General features: G+C 38.9%; 20 protein-coding genes and 2 pseudogenes. 13 read left to right on the top strand and 9 right to left on the bottom strand.

Annotated elements, in window-relative coordinates:
- Nucleotide 1 precedes the first annotated feature (1 nt).
- Nucleotides 2-361 (top strand): hypothetical protein, encoded by a 360-nt coding sequence (locus FTT87_RS09610; protein ID WP_180174769.1) that lies wholly within the window; start codon nt 2-4, stop codon nt 359-361.
- Nucleotides 362-431: 70 nt separating this feature from the next.
- Here the strand turns inward: FTT87_RS09610 and tfpZ (FTT87_RS09605) are convergent, their stop codons facing one another.
- Together tfpZ (FTT87_RS09605) and FTT87_RS09600 are read right to left on the bottom strand one after the other, a co-directional pair.
- A complete protein-coding gene (gene tfpZ, locus FTT87_RS09605) occupies nt 432-1,166 on the bottom strand; it encodes a TfpX/TfpZ family type IV pilin accessory protein (protein ID WP_180174768.1) in 735 nt (244 codons plus the stop codon).
- Between the two features lie 60 nt (nt 1,167-1,226).
- Nucleotides 1,227-1,763 (bottom strand): prepilin-type N-terminal cleavage/methylation domain-containing protein, encoded by a 537-nt coding sequence (locus FTT87_RS09600; protein ID WP_373423512.1) that lies wholly within the window; start codon nt 1,761-1,763, stop codon nt 1,227-1,229.
- Nucleotides 1,764-2,256: 493 nt separating this feature from the next.
- Between FTT87_RS09600 and FTT87_RS09595 the strand changes: the two genes are divergently transcribed.
- The 5 genes and pseudogenes from FTT87_RS09595 to FTT87_RS09575 all read left to right on the top strand — a co-directional run.
- Nucleotides 2,257-2,709: a pilin gene (locus tag FTT87_RS09595; RefSeq protein WP_180174766.1), complete on the top strand. Its 453-nt coding sequence runs from the start codon at nt 2,257-2,259 to the stop codon at nt 2,707-2,709.
- 75 nt (nt 2,710-2,784) lie between these two features.
- Nucleotides 2,785-3,516, top strand: a complete 732-nt coding sequence (gene tfpZ / locus FTT87_RS09590) for a TfpX/TfpZ family type IV pilin accessory protein (protein ID WP_180174765.1) — start codon at nt 2,785-2,787, stop codon at nt 3,514-3,516.
- Nucleotides 3,517-3,688: 172 nt separating this feature from the next.
- Nucleotides 3,689-4,129 carry a pilin gene (locus FTT87_RS09585; RefSeq protein WP_373423511.1) on the top strand — a complete coding sequence of 147 codons (441 nt, stop codon included), beginning with the start codon at nt 3,689-3,691 and terminating at the stop codon, nt 4,127-4,129.
- Nucleotides 4,130-4,207: 78 nt separating this feature from the next.
- Nucleotides 4,208-4,534: a hypothetical protein gene (locus tag FTT87_RS09580; RefSeq protein WP_180174763.1), complete on the top strand. Its 327-nt coding sequence runs from the start codon at nt 4,208-4,210 to the stop codon at nt 4,532-4,534.
- Nucleotides 4,535-4,784: 250 nt separating this feature from the next.
- A pseudogene (locus FTT87_RS09575) lies at nt 4,785-5,339 on the top strand (helix-turn-helix domain-containing protein); the annotation flags it as partial.
- Nucleotides 5,340-5,341: 2 nt separating this feature from the next.
- On the opposite strand, the pseudogene FTT87_RS09570 reads toward FTT87_RS09575, so the two are convergent.
- Nucleotides 5,342-5,836 (bottom strand): annotated as a pseudogene (locus FTT87_RS09570) (transposase); the annotation flags it as partial.
- Between the two features lie 153 nt (nt 5,837-5,989).
- On the opposite strand from FTT87_RS09570, the gene FTT87_RS09565 reads away from it, so the two are divergent.
- Entirely contained in the window at nt 5,990-7,624 is a 1,635-nt protein-coding gene (locus FTT87_RS09565) for a PglL family O-oligosaccharyltransferase (protein ID WP_180174762.1), read from the top strand.
- 60 nt (nt 7,625-7,684) lie between these two features.
- Here the strand turns inward: FTT87_RS09565 and bfr are convergent, their stop codons facing one another.
- The 6 genes from bfr to gmk form a co-directional block, all read right to left on the bottom strand.
- Complete coding sequence (bfr, locus tag FTT87_RS09560) at nt 7,685-8,149, bottom strand: bacterioferritin (RefSeq protein ID WP_092820182.1); 465 nt, start codon at nt 8,147-8,149, stop codon at nt 7,685-7,687.
- A 253-nt stretch (nt 8,150-8,402) separates the two neighbouring features.
- The gene (locus tag FTT87_RS09555) at nt 8,403-8,597 is read right to left on the bottom strand and encodes a bacterioferritin-associated ferredoxin (RefSeq protein WP_086174534.1); all 195 of its coding nucleotides are present in this window, start codon (nt 8,595-8,597) and stop codon (nt 8,403-8,405) included.
- A 222-nt stretch (nt 8,598-8,819) separates the two neighbouring features.
- The gene (locus tag FTT87_RS09550) at nt 8,820-9,203 is read right to left on the bottom strand and encodes a RidA family protein (RefSeq protein ID WP_092820181.1); all 384 of its coding nucleotides are present in this window, start codon (nt 9,201-9,203) and stop codon (nt 8,820-8,822) included.
- 69 nt (nt 9,204-9,272) lie between these two features.
- A complete protein-coding gene (locus FTT87_RS09545; RefSeq protein ID WP_180174761.1) occupies nt 9,273-11,378 on the bottom strand; it encodes a bifunctional (p)ppGpp synthetase/guanosine-3',5'-bis(diphosphate) 3'-pyrophosphohydrolase in 2,106 nt (701 codons plus the stop codon).
- Nucleotides 11,379-11,598: 220 nt separating this feature from the next.
- Nucleotides 11,599-11,880 carry a DNA-directed RNA polymerase subunit omega gene (gene rpoZ / locus FTT87_RS09540; RefSeq protein ID WP_004896248.1) on the bottom strand — a complete coding sequence of 94 codons (282 nt, stop codon included), beginning with the start codon at nt 11,878-11,880 and terminating at the stop codon, nt 11,599-11,601.
- Nucleotides 11,881-11,956: 76 nt separating this feature from the next.
- Nucleotides 11,957-12,580, bottom strand: a complete 624-nt coding sequence (gene gmk, locus FTT87_RS09535) for a guanylate kinase (RefSeq protein WP_092820179.1) — start codon at nt 12,578-12,580, stop codon at nt 11,957-11,959.
- A 134-nt stretch (nt 12,581-12,714) separates the two neighbouring features.
- On the opposite strand from gmk, the gene ispH reads away from it, so the two are divergent.
- The 6 genes from ispH (at nt 12,715) to FTT87_RS09505 (ending at nt 20,448) form a co-directional block, all read left to right on the top strand.
- Nucleotides 12,715-13,665, top strand: a complete 951-nt coding sequence (ispH, locus tag FTT87_RS09530; protein WP_180174760.1) for a 4-hydroxy-3-methylbut-2-enyl diphosphate reductase — start codon at nt 12,715-12,717, stop codon at nt 13,663-13,665.
- Nucleotides 13,666-13,829: 164 nt separating this feature from the next.
- The gene (locus tag FTT87_RS09525; protein ID WP_180060134.1) at nt 13,830-14,318 is read left to right on the top strand and encodes a Tfp pilus assembly protein FimT/FimU; all 489 of its coding nucleotides are present in this window, start codon (nt 13,830-13,832) and stop codon (nt 14,316-14,318) included.
- A complete protein-coding gene (gene pilV, locus FTT87_RS09520; RefSeq protein ID WP_180060131.1) occupies nt 14,312-14,827 on the top strand; it encodes a type IV pilus modification protein PilV in 516 nt (171 codons plus the stop codon). Before FTT87_RS09525 ends, pilV begins: the two co-directional genes overlap by 7 nt.
- Nucleotides 14,827-15,774 (top strand): PilW family protein, encoded by a 948-nt coding sequence (locus FTT87_RS09515; RefSeq protein WP_180174759.1) that lies wholly within the window; start codon nt 14,827-14,829, stop codon nt 15,772-15,774. The genes pilV and FTT87_RS09515 overlap by 1 nt, the downstream gene beginning before the upstream one ends.
- Nucleotides 15,775-15,784: 10 nt before the next feature.
- Complete coding sequence (locus FTT87_RS09510; RefSeq protein ID WP_180106858.1) at nt 15,785-16,537, top strand: hypothetical protein; 753 nt, start codon at nt 15,785-15,787, stop codon at nt 16,535-16,537.
- 11 nt (nt 16,538-16,548) lie between these two features.
- Nucleotides 16,549-20,448 carry a hypothetical protein gene (locus FTT87_RS09505; protein ID WP_180174758.1) on the top strand — a complete coding sequence of 1,300 codons (3,900 nt, stop codon included), beginning with the start codon at nt 16,549-16,551 and terminating at the stop codon, nt 20,446-20,448.

Genomic DNA, 20,448 nt, shown 5'->3' with positions numbered 1-20,448 from the left:
TATGAGTGCACTTAATGATTATTACGCTGCTTTAGAGCGATTAAAAGCCAACAAACCGATTATTCTACCGAAAGGCTCTGCCATTAATAACGATACGGTTGCAATGGAGGCTGGACGTAAACGAGGCTCGATTAAAAAGAGCCGTCATGCTGCATTAATTGAGGCAATTGAGCAAGCTGCACAGGCAGCAGGGCAAAATCTTCTTTCGCCTGCCCAGCAAATTGAGCAAGCGAAAACTAAGACCAAAGCGGTGAAAAGTGATTATGAGCAGCTGAAAGAAGATTATGAAATACTGCTGGAAAAGTGCAATTCTTTATTGTTGGAAAATTTTGAGTTGAGGCAAAGTACTCGGACTATTTGATTGATATAGCCACTCAGTTTATGAACTTAGTGGCTTTTTAATAAACGGAGTAAAAAATATGCCGTTAAACTTATTTCCACGGTCTGAGGTCTACTATTTTGATGATGCTCGAAGATTCTTTATTGACTAATACCACCATATCTACAGCATTGGCTTTTAAGGGTAGCCACGCATCTGCTTTTGGATATTTGGCTAAAGTTTTTTCAACGTCTGCTTTTGAGTTGTACTGTTGCAGTTCTACAAGTGGTAATGCACGTTGTTGGATTTGGTGTTTGGCTTGAGTGAGTTCTACATAGCGTTCTGGACGCTGTGAAATTGAAATACCGCTAAATACTTCTGCAAACATTTCATCATTGCGTTGTTGTGTGTCTTTGGCAAATTCAGTGGCAACATATTGCGGTTTAAACCATGAAGGTTTTTGGAATTGTGGCTGTGCATGCTGAATATTCGTATCAACTATTTCATTTTTTCTAACCAATTCAAAACGATCTACATTATAAACCAACCATGCAGGACGACCTTGTTCAATACTAAACACCCCATAACACAAAGCCGCGATTTGAATGAGGATAATGACACTGAGGTCAAATTTTAGTGTTTTTTTGCCTTCTTTATAGACCAATAAGCCTAAAAGTGGCCCTAAAATCACGTCGATAACCAACAGCATTAAAAAGATATGCATTACGCCAACAGCTGTGGCAAGTGGCGAGGGATACCAAATAAAAAAGACGAGTCCAACCACCCATAAAGCGACTAAGAATGATAGCAATAAATGGCTGAGGAAAAAATTTAGGCGATGAGTCATAATGATGTTTATCTCAGCAATTAAAAAAGCAGCCGAAGCTGCTTTTTTAAATTATAAAACTTAGCGACATTCCGATGGCGCATATTTTGATTGCAAACCATTTGTCGGAGATACAACAGTAATACCATCAGCCGTAGCTTTAACCTTAGTTGCAGAAGCACAGCCCCAGTCAATAGTACCTGTGCTACCCGCTGCTTGAGCGTCTTCAAGTGATTGACCTGCACCTGCAGCACCATTGCGCACCCAAGGCGTTAACGTGATTTGATTTTCATTTGCCGCCAAACCAACTGCTGTAGGATTAAATGTAACTGTAATTACACCTGTATCTGCTGTTAAAAGTACAGAGTTTACATTTTTAGAGTTAGCACCTGTATTAGAAGCTTGAGCATTCCAAGTGGTCACTACACGGTTTAAATCCGCCTTAGAAGCCGAACCATCAGTTTGTACCATTAATTTAGCAGAGTTTGCTAAATTTAAACCTTCCGTAATACGTGTACGCACTGTGTAATCTTGATATGCAGGAATTGCGATTGCAGCCAAAATACCAATAATAGCGACCACAATCATCAGTTCGATCAAGGTAAAACCTTTTTGCATTGTATTCATAACATTCTCCACAAATGTTGTTAATTTAATTATAAGCTTTGTAAGCTATTTTAATATTAGCATATTCTATGCCAATCTTTAGCTTCGATAATTTTAACTTAAAAAAACAATGATTTAAATGAATATTTTTCTGCATGAAAATAATCAAATAAATACTGTTTAGATTAAAAAATGACAATTAATGACACTATATGTGAGTTTTTGCTACATTTCATTGCCCTTAAATTTGATTCCTCCCAAAAAGTATAAAAATTAAGTGATATTGATCACAGAAAAAATGATTGGAATTTTATTGACCGTTCGTCGGATGCTATGAGAATATTTGTTTAAAGTAGAGATTCATACTTTTCAATGGACAAAACTTAAATTTTTGTCCATTGAAAAGTATGTCCATATGGACAAAATAAATAATGAAGTAAAACAAGATAATTCAATGGTTTGATGCATGTCTATATAAAGTGACTTATGGAATGTTTTTATATTAATGATCGTAGTAGCGATTATCGGTATTTTGGCTGCAGTAGCATTACCTGCATATCAAAACTATACAGCTCGTGCTAAAATGTCTGAAGTAGTTTTAGCTGCTTCAACTTGTAAAAATACAATTTCTGAAGCTGCTGATTCTGGTTTGCCAGCTGCACCTACAGCTAATACATGGGGTTGTGGTGAAGCTGGTTCATCTGCTCCAATTTCTAGTAAATATGTAAAAGAACTTACAACAACAGAAGATGGTGCAATCTCAGTTGAAGCTCAAAATATTGGCGCTGATGTAGATACAGAAACAGTAACAATTACCCCTTATGCTACAGAAGATACATCTGCTGCTGGTACTGCAATGACTGCTGCTGATTATGTTTCTGGTGCAAATAAACCAATTAAAGGCTGGGCTTGTTCATTCTCTGGCGATAAAAAGTTTGTACCAGCTTCTTGCCGTTAATATTTAATTTAAATAGTTATACAAAAAACAGTCTTAGGACTGTTTTTTTTTGTATTGGTAAATTGAGAGTTTAAGATGAATGGTTTGATCAAAGATAAATTCAGAGCGGCTGGTATACATTTACTGATTAGCCTATTTTTGGCCTTAATCTGCTTTTTGCTGGTCTATTTAGTATGGTACCCATCACCTTTGGTAAAAGCGACAGGGGTGGGTGGGCTATTTTTAATGATGTTAGGAATTGATCTGGTACTCGGTCCTGCTTTTACTTTTATTGTTTATAAAAAATTAAAAAAAACTTTAAAATTAGATCTGTGCATTATCGCAATTATTCAATTAAGTGCCATGATTTATGGTGTTTACTCTATGTATGAGGGGCGTCCAGTATGGATTGCATTTGCCGGAGATCGGTTTGAATCGGTTCGAGCCAATGAAGTGATTATCAATAGTGATCATTACAAAGCACCACTGTTGAGTCCTGAATATATTGATGTGGAAACAAAACCTAAAACGGCCAAAGAACAGTTAGATATGATGCTAAGTGAAGCACAGTCAAATATTAGCCCCGCACAACAGTCCAAATATCATCGTTCATTTGACTTTGCTAAAGCTAAAATAGCTCAAAAAGCAATGGATTTGGCAGAGTTAAAAAAATACAACGATTCTAATGATATTAATCATGTACTTCAAAAATATCCACAAGCTACAGCCTGGTTACCTTTGAAAGCCAGTGTGATGGATATGGTGGTATTGGTCAACCAACAAAAAGGTGAGGTGATTAAAATAGTAGATTTAAGGCCATGGAATTAACATAAAAAGGATTTTATTGACAAAAATTATCCATTTCTAATCATGATTTCTTTTATTTTAATATAAGCATTTGATAAATAATGAACTTATTAGATGGCATGTCTTTTGCCTATATTTGTTGAAATAAAAAGCAAAGGATAACGACATGAAAGGTTTTACATTAATAGAGTTAATGATTGTCGTTGCAATTGTTGGGGTGTTAAGTGCTGTGGCATTGCCCACTTATTTAAATTACGTGACGCGTGCGAGTATGTCAGAAGTTATTTTAGCCATGGCTGTTTGCAAGACTTCTATTACAGAAGCATCGCAAACAGGACTTGCTTCAGTACCGACTACTGGGGCTATATTTGATTGTCATGCATCTTCACATAAAGTTGCTGCTGTGAGTGTAGACCAGAATGGAGTAGTTAGTATTCAGTCGCAGAATATTCCACACTTGGGTACACGATTAAATTTAGAACTTGTGCCGTATAGCGATGCTGCCATGACGAATTTAACAGTGGCAGCTGACTTTGCTGCTGGATCGACAAAAGAAATTAAAGCATGGAAATGTAGGCCTAAACAGGATGCAACGGGAATAGATATTGCTTATTTACCGACAAGTTGTCGTTAGGTTGTTTTTATCTATATCTTGTTGGCCAAAAAATAACATGCTATTTTTTATAAGTTTATTGCTACTTAGATATTTATAATGACGAATGAAAGATTACCCGCAGCAAAAGACTTTTCTCTCCGTGATAATGTAGAGTGGTGTTTTTTTGCAGTAGCTAGCTTATTAAATTTGAAAAATATTTGTGATGAGCCATTATCTGAATTTAACCCAACTGAGGCGTTAATTATAATTAAAAATAAAAATTTAGAAATTGGCAGTGTTTTGGAAAAATACTATTTAGCTTATAAAGAATGGTATGAGTCTGAGCAAGCAGATGGTGTGTTCACGCTAGAAGAAAAGCGAGATACAACTCATGCAGAATTGCGTAAAATATATTTTAAGTTGTTAGAACGAAAAAATACATAGTACTGTTTCCTTCTACTCTGCTAGGCAATGCTATATTTAAATTCAGTGAAAAAAGTAAATAGTAGAATCGTACTGCTCACAGTCAGGGTTAAATTGTTGATTTAAGACCATAGAAATAAACTGGACTGCATTAGAAAGTAGTTGTTTAAGCTGTATTAGTTCAGACTTAATCTGACACAGAGCTTGAAAAAGAAGAAGTTACCGATTTTGATTAAAGGTGTCGAATCTCAATCAATAAAGGTAACTTCTCATGTTGCATACTAACAATCAAATCATTAAACACAAAGTCGGTCTGCTGAATTTAGCAGAGGAACTCCAGAACGTATCCAAAGCTTGTAAAGTCATGGGGGTATCTAGAGATACCTTCTATCGCTATCAAGAACTTGCCAGTACCGGCAATATGGATGCACTCATCAACCAGAGTCGCAGAACTCCAAATTTAAAAAACCGAGTGGATGAGCAAACAGAACAAGCTGTTGTTGATTTTGCAATCCAATATCCAGCTTATGGTCAGCATCGGACCAGTAATGAGCTACGTCAGATTGGCATCTTCGTATCTGGCAGCGGTGTGCGCTCTATCTGGCTTAGACACAATCTTGAGAATTTCAAAAAGCGATTAAAGGCGCTTGAAATGAAAGTTGCTCAAGAAGGTATTCAGTTGAATGATCAGCAGATTGCTGCATTGGAACGTAAACATGAAGATGATGTTGCTTGTGGTGAAATTGAAACACATCATCCAGGATACCTTGGAGCACAAGATACTTTTTATGTCGAAAATCTAAAAGGCGTTGGGCGTATTTATCAACCTAAATAGACAACAGGATAAAGACTATCGAGTGTTCTATTTTGCCATTCTGTCACTTGTTCAATGACAGCATCCGTCACCTTACTAATAAGGGAGGCAGATACATCGGCATCGTACATTTCTTTAAAAAAAGCAACAATTTCTCTATTTGTCATTCCTTTCGCATATAGCGAAAGAATTTGATCATCCATGCTAGTAATACGCGTTTGATGCTTCTTAATAATCTGTGGCTCAAAAGAGCCGTCACGATCATGAGGGATATCTAAAGCAAGCTGCCCATCTTGTGTTAGAACTGTTTTGGAGCTAAAACCATTACGTGCATTAGATCCTTTCTTAGGTTGATGCTTTTCATAGCCTAAATGTTCAGAAAGCTCAGTATTCAGAGCGGTTTCGATCATGAACTTTTTAAATATGGCTGTCATTTGGTTTAAATCTTCAGGAGTTTTTAAACCTTTAGCTAATTCAGCTGCCATACTTTTGATTGTAGCTTCAACCATGTGAAGTACCTCTTTTTATTATCCTCAGTAGGATAAATGAAAATTAAGTACTTACACAAAATTTAGAACAGTCCCTTTAAGCAAAAAAAGCAGATTATCAATTCATCTGCTTTTTTATTATCATATGCCCATCCTATTTTCACTGATTTAATCATGAAATTCTTTCTACTTCTCTTAGCTAGTGTTTTTATCTCATTGGCTTGGCTTCTGCCTATTCACTATAGGCCATGGGTTACATATACTGGCGAACTTTTTGCTTTTTTATCCCTCTTTACTCTAGCTGCAATATATTTAAAAGATAAAATTAAATTGCCTGTTATAAGTTTGCCTTTGTTGCTCCTTGCGGCTATCCCGCTGGTTCAGTATGGGGCAGGTGAGCTCTTTTTCTTTGATAAGGCATTGATTTGTAGTTTGTTTGTGCTTGGATTCTGGCTGAGCATGGTGGTTGGCTATAACTTGTCGAGCGAGAAAGCAGACCGAGCAAACATTTTTACCGGACTCAGTTATGTGTTTCTCATGGCGGGAACAGCGACGGGTGTCATTGCGATTTGCCAATGGTTAACGCTCGATGCCTATATCCCCGGGATGGTGAATATGCAACGTGCTGTTCGTCCCTATGCCAATTTTGCCCAGCCAAACAATATGGCTACTTTTTTGCTCATGTCCCTTTTGGCCTGTTTATATTTATATGAAACCAAAAAAATCCAGACCAAATGGCTGGTTCTAGCGGCATTCATTATGTTGGTGAGCGTGGCATTAAGCCAATCCAGAACCTCATGGGTGGCTTGTGTCTTTATTCTGGTTTATTTGGCTTATCAGCAATTCAAAGGCTATATCCATATTAAATGGTATTCCCTAGCGGCATGGTTAGGTGTATTTATAGGATTAGTCCTGGTATTGCCTGTCATTGGGAGCTATTTAACCCAATTATTGGATATACAGATTAAAGCTGTCGATGTGGCAAGACGCGCTACCGGGGATATGTCGCGTTTAGCCATCTGGAATCAAATGCTGCATGCCATTGCTGACCGTCCATGGTTTGGCTACGGCTGGAACCAGACCAGTGTTGCTTATACCTTGGTCAGTGATCATTTTCAGGGTCCAGTGTGGATTCGTAGCGCACATAATTTTATTCTCGATTTTATCCTGTGGAACGGCCTCATTATAGGACTACCTTTTTTAGCGTACTTTGGCTATTGGGGCTATCAGCTGAATAAGCGGGTCAATTCAGTTGAATCTGTGATCGGCATTTTAATGGTGGGTGCAGTACTGATTCACTCAATGCTGGAATTCCCCCAATATTATGCGTATTTCCTGCTTCCGGTGGGTTTTATTATTGGTCTGATTCAGTCGCAACAGGCAGATACCAAAATCCTGACCCTTTCACCCAATTATATGCGGGTTGCTTACGGTTTATTTTTCTTGCTGCTGATTTTGATTATGCGGGATTATTCAGTTCTAGTCCCTAAGCTTAATCAAACGCTACGCTATGAAAAAAAACCGGAAAAAATTACCAATCAGGATCAGATTTATTTGCTGGAAGAATTTAACCGGCGTATTGAATGGATTCGTATGAATCCCTATAGCAAGGTGAGTGCACAACAGCTTGAAGAAATTAGGGAGATGGTACTCAATTATCCAACCTCCTATGATCTGCTGAAGTATGCCAAAATACTGGCTTTTAATGGCTATGAACAGGAAGCCAGACATCAGCTCTGGTTGTTGAAAAAATTACGTAAAGTCGATTGGGACTATGCATCATTGGCTCAGCCCGCTGCCAAAAAGTAAAATTTAAAAAGTGAATCGACCAACTAAAACAGCCAGTCAATCGACTGGCTGTTTTTAAACTTAAATTTGGCTTTGAATGTAGTTTTCGATACCGACTTTCTCGACCAGATCAAGCTGGGTGGTGGCCCAATCCAGATATTCCTCTTCTTCTTCTAGAATTTCCTGAACAAGATCACGGGTGACATAATCCATTTCCTGCTCGGCCAAGCTGACCGCTTTTTGCAGGGCTTCAATATTTTCGTTGACTTTACGTACATCGCAATTCAGTACTTCAACAGTATGCTGACCGATGTATAACTTGCCTAAATTCTGTAAGTTAGGCAGGCCTTCAAGAAATAGGATGCGTTCAATAATTTTATCCGCATCTTTCATTTGCTGAATCGATTCTTTGTATTCTGCCGAACCCAGCTTCTCAATTCCCCAATCGTTAAACATGCGTGAGTGCAGGAAATACTGGTTAATGGCAGTCAACTGGTGATAAAGCACCTGATTTAACTGATTAATGACGTCACGATTGCCTTTCATTGTAAGTTCTCCATCAACAATTTTTTGCCTTCACAAGGGTTCAGGCAATCAAGAAAATGATTATTGCAAATATCTTAAACAACAAGCAAAACAATGGCGAGTAGTTTATTGAACAGCAAATGAAAATCGCAATCAAGAACGATAATAGGCGCTATGCTACACGGGCGTGTATAAAAAACCCGCCTAGAGTCATAAGCGGGAGAGGAGAAAATGATCTTTTGATCATTCAGTTTCTCATTAGAATAATCGGGTTTTAAGCTGCCACAGAAATGCGGGCTGCAATTTCTGAAAGTTCTTCGCTAATGATGGCGCGTGCTTCAGGGGCACAACGGCCACAACAGGTACCTAAATCAAGCAGGTCACGAATTTCACGATAGCTTTCCGCACCATTTGCAACGGCATCTTTAATATCTTGATCGGTAATACCACGACATAAGCATACGTACATTTGAACTGGCCACATAAAAGTGAAATGGGATAAGTGATATTATTGATAATTATTATCGTTTGTCAATGAAATTCATTTGAAATATCATTTATTTTGATTGAGTTTTTGAATAAAAAAATAGCACCTGAGCGGAAATCCGAGTGCTGCTCGGATTTCCGTTCAAGATGAATTGATCATTTAGAACTGATTTTTGAAACGTGGGTATTTAATGAGTTTTATAAATTATTGATTAATAATTACAATACCATCCATTTCAACCAAAGCCCCTTTAGGCAAGCTGGCGACACCTAATGCTGCACGGGCAGGGTAAGGCTGGGCAAAATATTCACCCATAATCTGGTTGACCAGCTGGAAGTGGGAAAGATCGGTCAGGAAAATATTCAGTTTGGCGATATCTGCCAATGAGCCACCGGCTGCTTCACAGACGGCTTTCAAGTTATCAAATACACGGCGAATTTGTGCTTCAATGCCTTCAACCAACTCCATACTGTAAGGATCTAAACCAATTTGGCCTGAAAGGTACAGGGTATTTTCAACTAAAATCGCTTGAGAATATGTACCAATGGCTGCAGGTGCATTTTCAGTATGGATTACTTGGCGGGACATCGATTTCTCCTTATATCATCTCTATGCATCATAGCCTAAATTATTCAATAAGAGTGACTTATGTTTGAACTAACTGGCTTTGGATGCTTCAGCAATGTTAATGGGCTGGGCTAAACGGGTAATGCGTGGAAAACCAAAGTGCATGCGTAAATCACGAATAATCTGGGCAATTTGCTTGCGGTTATGCACCACAATATGCACATAGGTTTTGCCTTCATGGGCATGAACCATTTCTACACCGGTTTTTTCCTTCCGGCACTGATAAATCAGGTCAGAAATCTGTTCATCATTCATCAGCATATCAATGCTTAAATAGGCGGTGAAACTGATGTCATCGAAATCTTCAGATGTCCAGTGCAAAGGCATAATATTTTCTGGATGCAGATGCTGTTCATGCAACAGGTTATGACAACGCGCACGATGCACAATCAAGCCACGACGTGAGAGATGTCCCTGAATTGGATCACCAAGCACAGGATTGCAACAATGAGCGTATTTGACATCTACGCCTTCAGTGCCTTGAATAAGACGGGTAGAAGACTGGTTATCCAGGCTCTGTCCTTGTGCAAACAGGTGGTTGGCCACTAATTGCGGTAACAGGTCACCCACCGCAATCTGTTCAAATAAGTGTTCCTTAGATTCGATATGTCGCCATTGCAATATATCGATCCAGTCTGCTTCGGTTAAATCTTTGATGCAGCGATTAAACAGTTTCAGTGCACGGTTCAGGGCTTGCTGGCCGACCAGTTGTTGTTCTTCAATATCCTGATCGCGCAAAATATTTTGGATGGCACGACGCGCTTTTTGGGTATTGATGAAGCTGAGCCAGTCCGGATTTGGTGTCGCCAGGACATCGGTAATAATCTCGATCACTTGCCCACTGACCAGTGGTGTGGAAAGGGGGCGGGTTTCCCCATTTATTTTTGCTCCGACAGCGTGGTTGCCTAAAAACAGGCTGGCTGAATAAGCAAAATCGACGGCTGTAGCCCCTTGTGGAAGTTCGTGCAAATGGCCATGCGGGGTATACACCCAGATTTTTTCCTGATGCAGATAATCCAACAGATCGCTAAAGGTGGTTTTGGCACATTCGCCATCCACAAGCACATTCAGGTTCTGCATAGACGCCTGAATGGCTGAGCGGCAGGCTTGTGGTGCATTTTCACCCAAGACCACACCAAAACGGGCAGCCTTACGCATCAGCTCAGTCTGAATAGTCAGAGAGAGCGTGGTTTTCTCGCCTTTTAAGCGCATCATTAAAGACTGGTTGCCACCTGGCAATGGACGGCGGATATGATCTTCATAATGTAGAATCTGGAAATTTTCGCGCAGGATTTCTGCCAGACGGTCACAGTCGGCAATACTTTGCAGAATAATCTCAAAAGCATGGCTGTGGGTGAGCTCTTGCAGATCAATATCGTTTTTGACGAAGTGACGCAGCAATTCAATATTGTTATTTTTCTTTTTAATACGGCCGCTAATGTGGTGCTGTTGCAGCAGTTCCGTCAGGTTTTTTTCCCAGATGCTTTGATATTCACAGCGTTTCGGCTTGGTTTGTAGTAGGGCATCCTGAACATTGTTAAACATATCCAGGTCAAGATTTTGATAGCACAGATGTTCCAGGTTGTCGGCCATCTCATTCATGCCGACGATACGCGCCATCGGCACAAAAATATCAAAGGTTTCCTGGGCAATACGTGCCCGTTTATCTGGGCGCAACGAACCTAAAGTGGTCATGTTGTGATAACGGTCAGCCAGCTTAATAATAATGACACGCGGGTCTTGCAGGGTAGCTTGCAGAATTTTACGGAAGGAGGCGGCTTTATTATATTCTTTGTCGCTAGAATGACTGAGTTTGGTCACGCCATCGACCAGCTCGGCCACCGTGCGGCCAAATTTTTCCGTAATGTCTTCTTTGTTGAAATCGGTATCTTCAATCACGTCATGCAGCAGGGCGGCCATCAGGGTTTCGGCATCCAGACGCATATGCGCAAGAATACTGCTGACCGCAATCGGATGCAGGATATAGGGTTCACCACTTTTACGGGTGATGCCATCATGGGCGATATCGGCATAATCGCAGGCCACAAGCACGCGCTCGACATCACTTGCACTTAAGTAAGCGTCGATAATAATTTTGAGCTGTTGTTTGGCTTGGCTGACCTGTGGGCCTGGCATATAACACCTTTATTACTTCAGTTTCTACAATTTAAATCGCTAGAGCTTTAATGAAAAGCATATTGCATGACTTGTCAATTTTTTCATTTAAAAAACAGCAAAAAGATACATCCTAAATAACGTATCTTTAATTTTATGTTATAACGGTTATTCATCAAATATTAAAGTTGTGCAATAAAAAAAGCCTAGTTAAAACTAGGCTTTTTTAAGATATTTTTTCTTATTGGAAAGAAAAGCCATCTAAATTCAAATTGTTTGCAGAAAGTGCAAGGTCAAGGCTAGAAGTTTGATAGTCTTGATCACGTTGTTTCAAAATATCTTTAGATACATGACCTACCGCAATTTCACGTAAAGCAACTACGGTCGGTTTATCGTTATCCCATTCTACAGTTGGTTCAATGCCTTGACGTGCCAATTGACGCGCGCGTTTGCTTGCCACTAGTACAAGCTCAAAGCGGTTGTCTACATGGTCTAAACAATCTTCAACGGTTACGCGTGCCATAAGAATTCTCGTTTGAATATTAAATTTGAACAGACTGGGCAGTATAAAATGCTTTGCCTGCAGACTCAAGTTTTAATCACGGTTCAACAGGAGTAATTAATTTTTCAATCAATTCCTGATGACGGGCTGCTTGTTGTGCAATCACTAAACGATTGGCAATAATCACACATTCCAGATCATGCAGTGCCTTATTAAAGTCATCATTAATAATGACATAGTCAAAGTTTGTATACTGCTGCATATCTTCAACTGCACAGCCCAGGCGGCGCTCAATCACTTCAACAGAGTCTGTGCCACGGTTGGATAGGCGCTGGCGCAAATCGAACTGGCTTGGCGGTAAAATAAAAATTTGTTTGGATTCGGGAAAAAGTTTGCGGACTTGATCTGCACCTTGCCAGTCAATTTCAAGTAAAACATCATGCCCTTTGGCAAGCTGCTGTTTTACAGTCGCTTGAGCCGTACCGTAATAATTGCCAAACACTTCTGCATATTCAATAAAACCGCCTTGCTCAACCAAGGCAAGAAAATCTTCTTTTTTTGAAAAATGATAATGTACACCGTCAAGCTCACCGGGACGTTGGTCACGAGTAGTATGAGAGACAGAAACGTGCAGATTGGTCACACGGTCGAGAAGGGCTTTAACGAGGGATGTTTTGCCTGTTCCGGATGCAGCAGAAACGACAAACAAGAGACCCGACATGATATTTTTCCTGATATGATAAAATATCTTCTCTATTTTAGAGTAGACGCCCCTTAAACAAAATAGCCAAGATGGCTTTTGTTGGCATAATTTTTTAAACATCCTACCTATTTAACTTCAACATAGAGGGTTCTATGGAAATTGTATTGGCGAATCCACGTGGTTTTTGTGCAGGTGTAGACCGAGCAATTGCGATTGTAAATCGTGCCCTTGAGTGTTTTAACCCTCCTATATATGTACGTCACGAAGTGGTACACAATAAGTTTGTGGTAGATGACTTACGCCAGCGTGGTGCCATCTTTGTTGATGAACTGGATGAAGTGCCCGATGACAATATCGTGATTTTTAGTGCACATGGCGTATCTAAAGCGGTGCAGCAAGAAGCGGAGCGTCGCGGGTTAAAAGTCTTTGATGCCACCTGTCCGCTGGTCACCAAGGTGCATATAGAAGTGACCAAATATGCGCGTGAGGGGACGGAAGCTATTTTAATTGGTCATGAAGGTCACCCCGAAGTGGAAGGCACCATGGGGCAATATGACAAGAAAAATGGTGGTGAAATCTATTTGGTTGAAGATGAGCAGGATGTGGCGGCATTAAAAATCCGTCATCCTGAAAAAGTGGCTTTTGTAACTCAGACCACATTGTCAATTGATGATACAGCCAAAGTGATTGATGCTTTACGTACAAAATTCCCTCATATTCAGGGACCGCGTAAGGATGATATCTGTTATGCCACGCAAAACCGTCAAGATGCAGTACGTGATTTGGCAACGCAATGTGATGTGGTTTTAGTCGTCGGATCTCCTAATTCATCAAATTCAAACCGTTTGCGCGAGCTGGCGGAACGTATGGGGAAACATGCTTATTTGGTGGATAATGCCGATCAGCTTGATCAGGCCTGGTTTGATGAAAGTACCAAAATTGGGGTAACTGCTGGTGCATCGGCACCCGAGATTTTAATTAAACAAGTGATTCAGCGTTTACAGGACTGGGGCGCCAAAGTACCAGAAGAACTTGCAGGGCGTGAAGAGAACATTACCTTTAGTTTGCCGAAAGAGTTACGTATTCCTGTAACTCAGGCCTAAAGTGTTAATGACTTAACATTCTGAATTTTTTTAAGAATTGACAGATAATTGCTTTTTGGTAATTATCTGTTTTTTTATGCCTTTTATCCTAATTTGTGTTTGTTTTGTAATTTAATTAGATATTATTTTTAATAGGGTAAAGTTTGGCGCGCCTTGGGGGGAGTATGCAGAAAAATAATGGATTTACGTTAATAGAGCTGATTGTGACAATTGCTGTGATAGCAATTATTGCGACTTTGGCTGCTCCTTCGTTTGGGAATTTAATTGAAAAAAGAAAATTAGATGCTGAAACAAGAGAGTTATCTTTTGTGTTAAGTGAAGCTCGTGCTCAAGCAACAACATTGAGGTCCAATGTCACCCTTAAATTTCAACATGGCCAAAATACTTCAATTCTAAAGTATTGGGCTCCAAAATCAGAAAATATCATATTAGATAATACTGCAAATGATGTTGATTTTTCAGATGTCGTATTTACACCTATTGGACAACCGTTACAGCGGACAAAAACTATTATTGATCCAGCAGATTCATCTACTAAGGTCGTGAGAATTCCATTGAAATTTTCATTATGTAATCCTGAAATAAAACAAAGTAGAACGATTTCGGTATCGATGAATGGCACTGTGACAAGTATAGAGTCGGGGCAATGCTAATGAGTTCAAAACATATAAAATCACAACATGGCGTGGGACTGATTGAAGTACTTGTTGCTTTGCTTTTGATTGCGATTGGAATTTTAGGTTTTTCTGCCTTGCAATTAAGAGCAATGGATGCAGCAAATGAAGCAGCGGATAGAACCTTCGCTATTAATATTGCACGTGATTTATCTGAGCGAATGAGAGCAAATAAATCTGGTTTTGATCAATATAAAACTTCTATTAATGCTAATAAAGTCAATGAGACAGGCTGTGTGGGTAGTGCAAGTGCATATACTCCAAGTTGTAATGCTGAAAAAATGGCTGACTTTGATGCTTCTGAAATAAATAAGAAGGCTACTGCCAATGGACATGTCGTAAGAATAGATGCTTGTCGTGGTTCTACATTAAGTTGTGTTTATGTAGCGTGGGGTGATACAGATATAAAAACATCTATTGATCAATGTGTTTCTACAAGTGGAAGTTATGTTGCTAATGCTCAATGTTTAGTTATGGAGTCTTACTAATGAATAGAGGTCTTCAAAACGCTAATAAAGGCTTTACTTTACTTGAATTAATGATTGCCTTAACACTTGGCCTAATTGTCAGTGCAATAGCTATTCAATTGACATTAACAGCGCAAAAAGGTGTTTCAAGTCAGCAAGCTATGTCTAATTTACAAAATGATGCTTTGTTTGGATTAGAAGCGGTTGTTAGAGATATTCGCCTCGCAAATTTAAATGCTTCAGATGTCGTTATAAATGACAGTGTTCTGCATGGTGGTATTGTGCTTGATGCGAAAAATTATACTTCAAAAAGAACGGGTGCAGGACTAGGTGATGTCGAGCTTGTAGATGCTTTGTCGCTTGGTAATATAGAAAATACATCTAATTTATCGGGTGTGAAAAGTGATCAATTAGTCATTCAATATAAAAATATGATGGAAGATCAGTTTGATTGCGAGGGTGCAAAAATCCCAATAAATACCTTTGTGGTTCAAAAGTATTTTATTCGTAAAGACACTGCTAAAAATGAACCTAATGAACCTTTTTCTTTGGCATGTAAAGCATTTACTTATACAGGTGATGAGCCAGCAAAAATCGATTTAAGTGGAAATGGCGAAGTTATCATTCCTCGAGTGGATTATTTTGGGGTTATGTTAGGCGTTGCTAAGGATAAATGCGTTGATACAGAAACCGCAGATGCCTTGATGAGCTGTTTTGGTTATATCTCAATAAATGACTATATGGCATTAACAACGAAGCCGCAAATTGTAATGTTAAAAGTGGGGATGTTAGTACGTTCAACGAATTCTACAGGTAGTAATGATTTATTTAATGAAGATAAATTGTATGAAATATTAAATGTAAATTCTAAATTGAAACCTAATACTAAAAATGACCAATATATGCGCAGCATTGTGACTCAGACTATTGCTCTAAGAAATGGTTTTGGCATAGAGAAGCAGGAATAGGAGTTGCGCCATGAAAAGTATTAATAATTTAAAAAATCAGTCTGGTGCAGTTCTTATTGTTGTACTGATCATGCTGGTTATTATCGCCATTGCGGGAACGTGGGCTATTCGCTCAAGTATTACTTCACTCAATATTTCTACTAACGCGCAAGCTCAATCTTTGCTTATGCAAAACAGTGACTCAGTGTTTTATACCATCGAAAATAAAACGAGTGATGATTTGAAATTTGCTCAAATGCGGATTGGTGATGGCATGTTGGCTTATGTACTGAGACCTGAAAACAAAGGTAAAGAGTTGGTCTTCTGTATTCGTGGGGCTGTGACTGATAATTTTTCGGGTAGTCGTATTGCGAGCTCAGTTTATTGGGTAGGTAATTCAATTATGAATACTGAGTTGGGTGTTAATGGTTTTTGTAAGGTTGAACGTGGTGATTTTATTAGTGGTCGCCAAGCTGTGATGACACAGGTTTCTATTCGTGCAGCAGATGCCTCTCGTGATTGGGAACACATGATGGAAGGTGACGATAAGGAAAGTTCAAAAAGTACAGGTATTCAAAAAGTAGCGATTACATCGACATCCATATTGCCAAATTTAGGAAATGCAAGTCTTAAACAGGTGAGCGGATGTTTATCAAATTACACGAGCTTTGTAGATCCTCTTGTTAAAAATGAAACAGTTACCGACTGTCTATCCCAATTAAATGTCCCATATAGCACTCAAGAAATGGAATATAGTCTGCGCTCGCTGAAAGCTAGCTCGTAGGAGATGAAAAGATGAAAAAATTAATTGTTCAAAACCATCCTCTACAGGGTGAAGCTAAAGTGATACAAAAAATCAAAGTTTCTGTATTAGCGGCATCGATTACATTATTGATTGCGCAAAGTACTAATACGTATGCAAGTGATATTGAGATTTATACGAAACCTGCTACGACTGCGAGCAGTGCTTCGGTTATTCTGATGCTTGATACTTCTGGTAGTATGGACATTAAGCAGTCAACAGGAGCATGTGATCTAGATTCATATACATATAGTGCAACTGATATTGATGATCCACGTGGGTTTAAAGTCAATAAATGTTTGAGTGATATTAAATATTACTATAAGAAAGAAAGATGGCAAGGGGGGAAGCTTTATAAGTGCCATAATAATGCTGCTACAGGGTCTAATAATTATAATGACTGTAATAAAAGTAATGCTGGATCTCCTGATCTAAGCGCATATTATGTGGTAAGTGATCAGTGGCATAATTATTATTTTAGAGCTGGTACAGAAAAACTAGATCGTATTAGTCGCCTAAAAGAAGCATTATACACCCTTGCAACTACTCCAACTTATGACCCAATTACAGCACCCAACGGTATTAAAGAAAACGTAAATATAGGGATTGGTACTTTCCCTTATTATGAGGAAGGAAATTATTTCGGACAAACTTATATTGTAGAAAATAATAAGCGTGGATACATTCGCCTTCCAGCCGCGAAATGGGATGCTGCTCAAAAGCAGAAAGTGCTTGAGATGATTAATGGTGCGAGTTTTCGAGGGATTGGGGGAACACCAACTTCTGCTGCTTATGCTGAAGCAGCAGCTTATTTATTGGGCACAACCACTGGTGGTGGCGAGTACAGTGGTATTGATCTCACATCTTCGTCCGATATTGTTTCAGGATCTGGTTCAACCAAAAAATATAAAACACCGTTAAGTGCTGCTACTGCAACATGTAGTGGGCAAGGGATATATTTCTTAACAGATGGTCAGCCACAATCTCCCAAAGGCACATATACAGATGTACTGATGCAAAAAACGCTAAAATTAACATCTCCTTATGTCTTTACCAGTGGGATAGAAAATAATGGTTCTAATGATAATAATGATTATAAGTCAGACTGGAAGGCAATCGGTTCTTTTGCGAAGTCTTTAAATGATCTTGAATTAGTGCGAACTGCTTCCGGAATTTCAAATCTTTCTAGGCCAGTGGTAACTGCAGTAGTTGGTTTTGGTAGTAGTATTACAGGAAATGATAAAGCAAATGTTGAAATGTGGGGCTTACATGAAAATGAAGGCGGACTCTTCGGTAAAGGTGGATATATACCAGCTAATGAATCTGCAGAAGTTGTTGAAAGTTTAAATAAATTTATTACAGGTGTTTCTGGAACGATACCGAGTATTAGTACTGGTTCATCTACAATTCCATTGGATGCTTTAAATCCTGAAGTTATTCAACCTTACTCTTATTTTCCACAGTTTGAACCTAAGGTTGCAGATGAGGCGAAACAACAATTATGGTTTGGTAACTTAAAAAAATTCTATGTCGTTAATAATGGTGTATTTGCAGATGAAGACGGCGAGAAGAAAGTTGTCGTAGAAGTTAATCAAAAAAGTCGGCTGCAAGATGTTAGAGATATTTGGGCAAAAGGCATGCCTCCAGCTCCCGAAGGACTTTCAATTTTTGCAAAATATGGAGCATTAGCAAAACTGCCGTTAGGTACATCAATTGCAACGGATTCCACTATTACAGGGCGTAATTTACTCACAGATTATGAATTTGATAGTACAGAAAGTGCAGGTAATCAAATTAAGCAGAATTTAGGATTAGTACGAATTACACATCAATATACAACTGATGCAAAAACCAAGACTGATGATGCCAATCGTATTAAAGGTCTCATGGGGCTACTGGGATATAATATTTCTGATGCCAATCAAGATTTATCTTCTGTACCTGCTGAAATGCGTCAGATGGGAAGTCTACTGCATTCTTTACCTGTTTTACTCACTCAAGAAGGTGAAGCTGTAGCGAAACTAAATGCCGATAAGAAGGTTATAATTGATACAGAAGGCCGTAAAGATTACGTACTCTTTGGTACGACACAAGGCTTATTACATGTAGTTGATGCAGAGTCAGGTGTGGAAAAATTTAGCTTTTTACCTAAAGAAATGGCAGAAAAGCAATATGAATTATTTAAATATGGTGCAGGTGCGTGGGATAATGGCAAAGATGGGCTGTATTATGGAGTAGATGGCGAATGGACTGCTCATACTGTTTACGTAAGTAAGGACGATGGTACTTTAACCGTCGACGGTGTGGCTCGAAATGTTGTCGGTGGTGATGAAGGCGAAAAAGAAAACCTAAAGGGTAAGCAATGGGTTTATGGTGGTCTGCGTATGGGGGGCAGAAGTTACTATTCGCTGGATTTAACAGGTTTGAGTGGCTCCAACTCATTTGTACCCAAAATTAAATTTCATATTGATCCTAATACTGGCACGGTAAAACGTCAGAGCGTAAAAACAAATGGCGAAAAAGAGCTAGTTGTAAAGCATTATCCTGCTGTTGAAAAAATGGGGCAAAGCTGGTCAAAACCAAAACTTGATTATGTAAATTGGAATGGCCAACGTAAATTAGTGATGTTTGTAGGTGGTGGCTATGATGCAGGTGGTGCAAATGGTGATGGACTACGTGATGTAAATGGTGTGCGTACAGGGTATGAGGGTTACGAAAAATATGATTACCAACAAAAAAATGAAATTGGCGCTGGCGTTTATATGTTTGATGCCGACAATGGTGATCTACTTTGGTATTCGAGTAAGACGAAAGCTACAGCAGTTGACACGGATGACATAAAATACAGCCAACCAGATAAATATACTCAAGATGATAACTTGCAATATAGTGTTGTAAGTGAAATTAAAACAGTTGATCGTAATAATGATGGTATTGTTGATCATCTATATTTTGGTGATCTTGCAGGTCAAGCTTTCCGTGTAGATCTTAATAAACCTACCGATCATGGATATACATTTGAGCCTCAAATTACCCGCATTTTAAACTTAAATAATAGCAACGGGAAAAGTCCTAGATTTTATTTACAACCTGTGTTTACAGCGCACCACAGCACGAGTAAAACAGAGGGTGGTAATATTGTAATGGCTACCTTTATTTCAGGGAATAAAAGTTCGCCATTACTGGGTACAAGTGAATCCCCGCAAAAAGATGCAACTGGTTTAACTATGGATGCTGTATATGGTATTTATCAATATGATATTCTGCCTACTGGTGAGTATTATCCAGATAATACTTCGTCTGAAAGTAAAAATAAGGATAAAACGCTTTCAACTGATTCTGTAACGGTTGACCTTAAAAAACTTATGCCGTTAAGTACGATTGTAAATGATAAGATGGCAGAGACTATGCTGGGTGCAAAAATTAGCCCAACCAATGGTTGGGGTGGTTGGTATTATCAGTTGAATAAAAATTTCGATGACGGTGCTGAGGTTGCTGGTGTTGTAAAAGGGATTACACCTTTAGTTGCGATGGAAGGAAATCTATATGTAACACTTTATGATTCATCAGAAGCCGGTTCTACTGAAACTTGTGGAGCGGGTGTAAAAGGACAAAGTTTTACCCAAAGATTATGTCTGCCTACTGGTGTGTGCCAAGAAAAAGCGAATTTTAAATATAATTTAGGTTCAGGGATTGTAAGTCTAAATGTAGGTCCGATGTCAAGCAACAAGGGTAATAAAGGTATTATTATCCCTGATCCAACTAGAGCAGAGAATATTAAGTGTGAAGGTGTAGATTGTCCAACAGCTGGTAATCGATTTATACCTGCAGGTGGCGCTTTGAGATTTATTCCACATCGTTGGTATGAACGTTATTCAACGAAGGGGCAATAA

It is taken from the genome of Acinetobacter sp. YH01022, assembly GCF_013420235.1.
Taxonomy (GTDB): Bacteria; Pseudomonadota; Gammaproteobacteria; order Pseudomonadales; family Moraxellaceae; genus Acinetobacter.
The sequence above is the reverse complement of the archived record's forward strand: the minus strand, read 5'-3'. Positions and strand labels throughout refer to the sequence as shown.

Bases quoted from the DNA above. Each gene is read 5' to 3' on its own strand.
- tfpZ (WP_180174768.1), bottom strand. From the start codon at position 1,166: ATGACTCATCGCCTAAATTTTTTCCTCAGCCATTTATTGCTATCATTC.
- FTT87_RS09585 (WP_373423511.1), top strand. From the start codon at position 3,689: ATGATTGTCGTTGCAATTGTTGGGGTGTTAAGTGCTGTGGCATTGCCC.
- FTT87_RS09510 (WP_180106858.1), top strand. From the start codon at position 15,785: ATGAAAAGTATTAATAATTTAAAAAATCAGTCTGGTGCAGTTCTTATT.
- tfpZ (WP_180174765.1), top strand. From the start codon at position 2,785: ATGAATGGTTTGATCAAAGATAAATTCAGAGCGGCTGGTATACATTTA.
- FTT87_RS09555 (WP_086174534.1), bottom strand. From the start codon at position 8,597: ATGTACGTATGCTTATGTCGTGGTATTACCGATCAAGATATTAAAGAT.
- FTT87_RS09525 (WP_180060134.1), top strand. From the start codon at position 13,830: ATGCAGAAAAATAATGGATTTACGTTAATAGAGCTGATTGTGACAATT.
- FTT87_RS09515 (WP_180174759.1), top strand. From the start codon at position 14,827: ATGAATAGAGGTCTTCAAAACGCTAATAAAGGCTTTACTTTACTTGAA.
- ispH (WP_180174760.1), top strand. From the start codon at position 12,715: ATGGAAATTGTATTGGCGAATCCACGTGGTTTTTGTGCAGGTGTAGAC.
- FTT87_RS09580 (WP_180174763.1), top strand. From the start codon at position 4,208: ATGACGAATGAAAGATTACCCGCAGCAAAAGACTTTTCTCTCCGTGAT.
- FTT87_RS09505 (WP_180174758.1), top strand. From the start codon at position 16,549: ATGAAAAAATTAATTGTTCAAAACCATCCTCTACAGGGTGAAGCTAAA.
- gmk (WP_092820179.1), bottom strand. From the start codon at position 12,580: ATGTCGGGTCTCTTGTTTGTCGTTTCTGCTGCATCCGGAACAGGCAAA.
- rpoZ (WP_004896248.1), bottom strand. From the start codon at position 11,880: ATGGCACGCGTAACCGTTGAAGATTGTTTAGACCATGTAGACAACCGC.
- bfr (WP_092820182.1), bottom strand. From the start codon at position 8,149: ATGAAAGGCAATCGTGACGTCATTAATCAGTTAAATCAGGTGCTTTAT.
- FTT87_RS09545 (WP_180174761.1), bottom strand. From the start codon at position 11,378: ATGCCAGGCCCACAGGTCAGCCAAGCCAAACAACAGCTCAAAATTATT.
- FTT87_RS09550 (WP_092820181.1), bottom strand. From the start codon at position 9,203: ATGTCCCGCCAAGTAATCCATACTGAAAATGCACCTGCAGCCATTGGT.
- pilV (WP_180060131.1), top strand. From the start codon at position 14,312: ATGCTAATGAGTTCAAAACATATAAAATCACAACATGGCGTGGGACTG.
- FTT87_RS09565 (WP_180174762.1), top strand. From the start codon at position 5,990: ATGAAATTCTTTCTACTTCTCTTAGCTAGTGTTTTTATCTCATTGGCT.
- FTT87_RS09610 (WP_180174769.1), top strand. From the start codon at position 2: ATGAGTGCACTTAATGATTATTACGCTGCTTTAGAGCGATTAAAAGCC.
- FTT87_RS09595 (WP_180174766.1), top strand. From the start codon at position 2,257: ATGATCGTAGTAGCGATTATCGGTATTTTGGCTGCAGTAGCATTACCT.
- FTT87_RS09600 (WP_373423512.1), bottom strand. From the start codon at position 1,763: ATGCAAAAAGGTTTTACCTTGATCGAACTGATGATTGTGGTCGCTATT.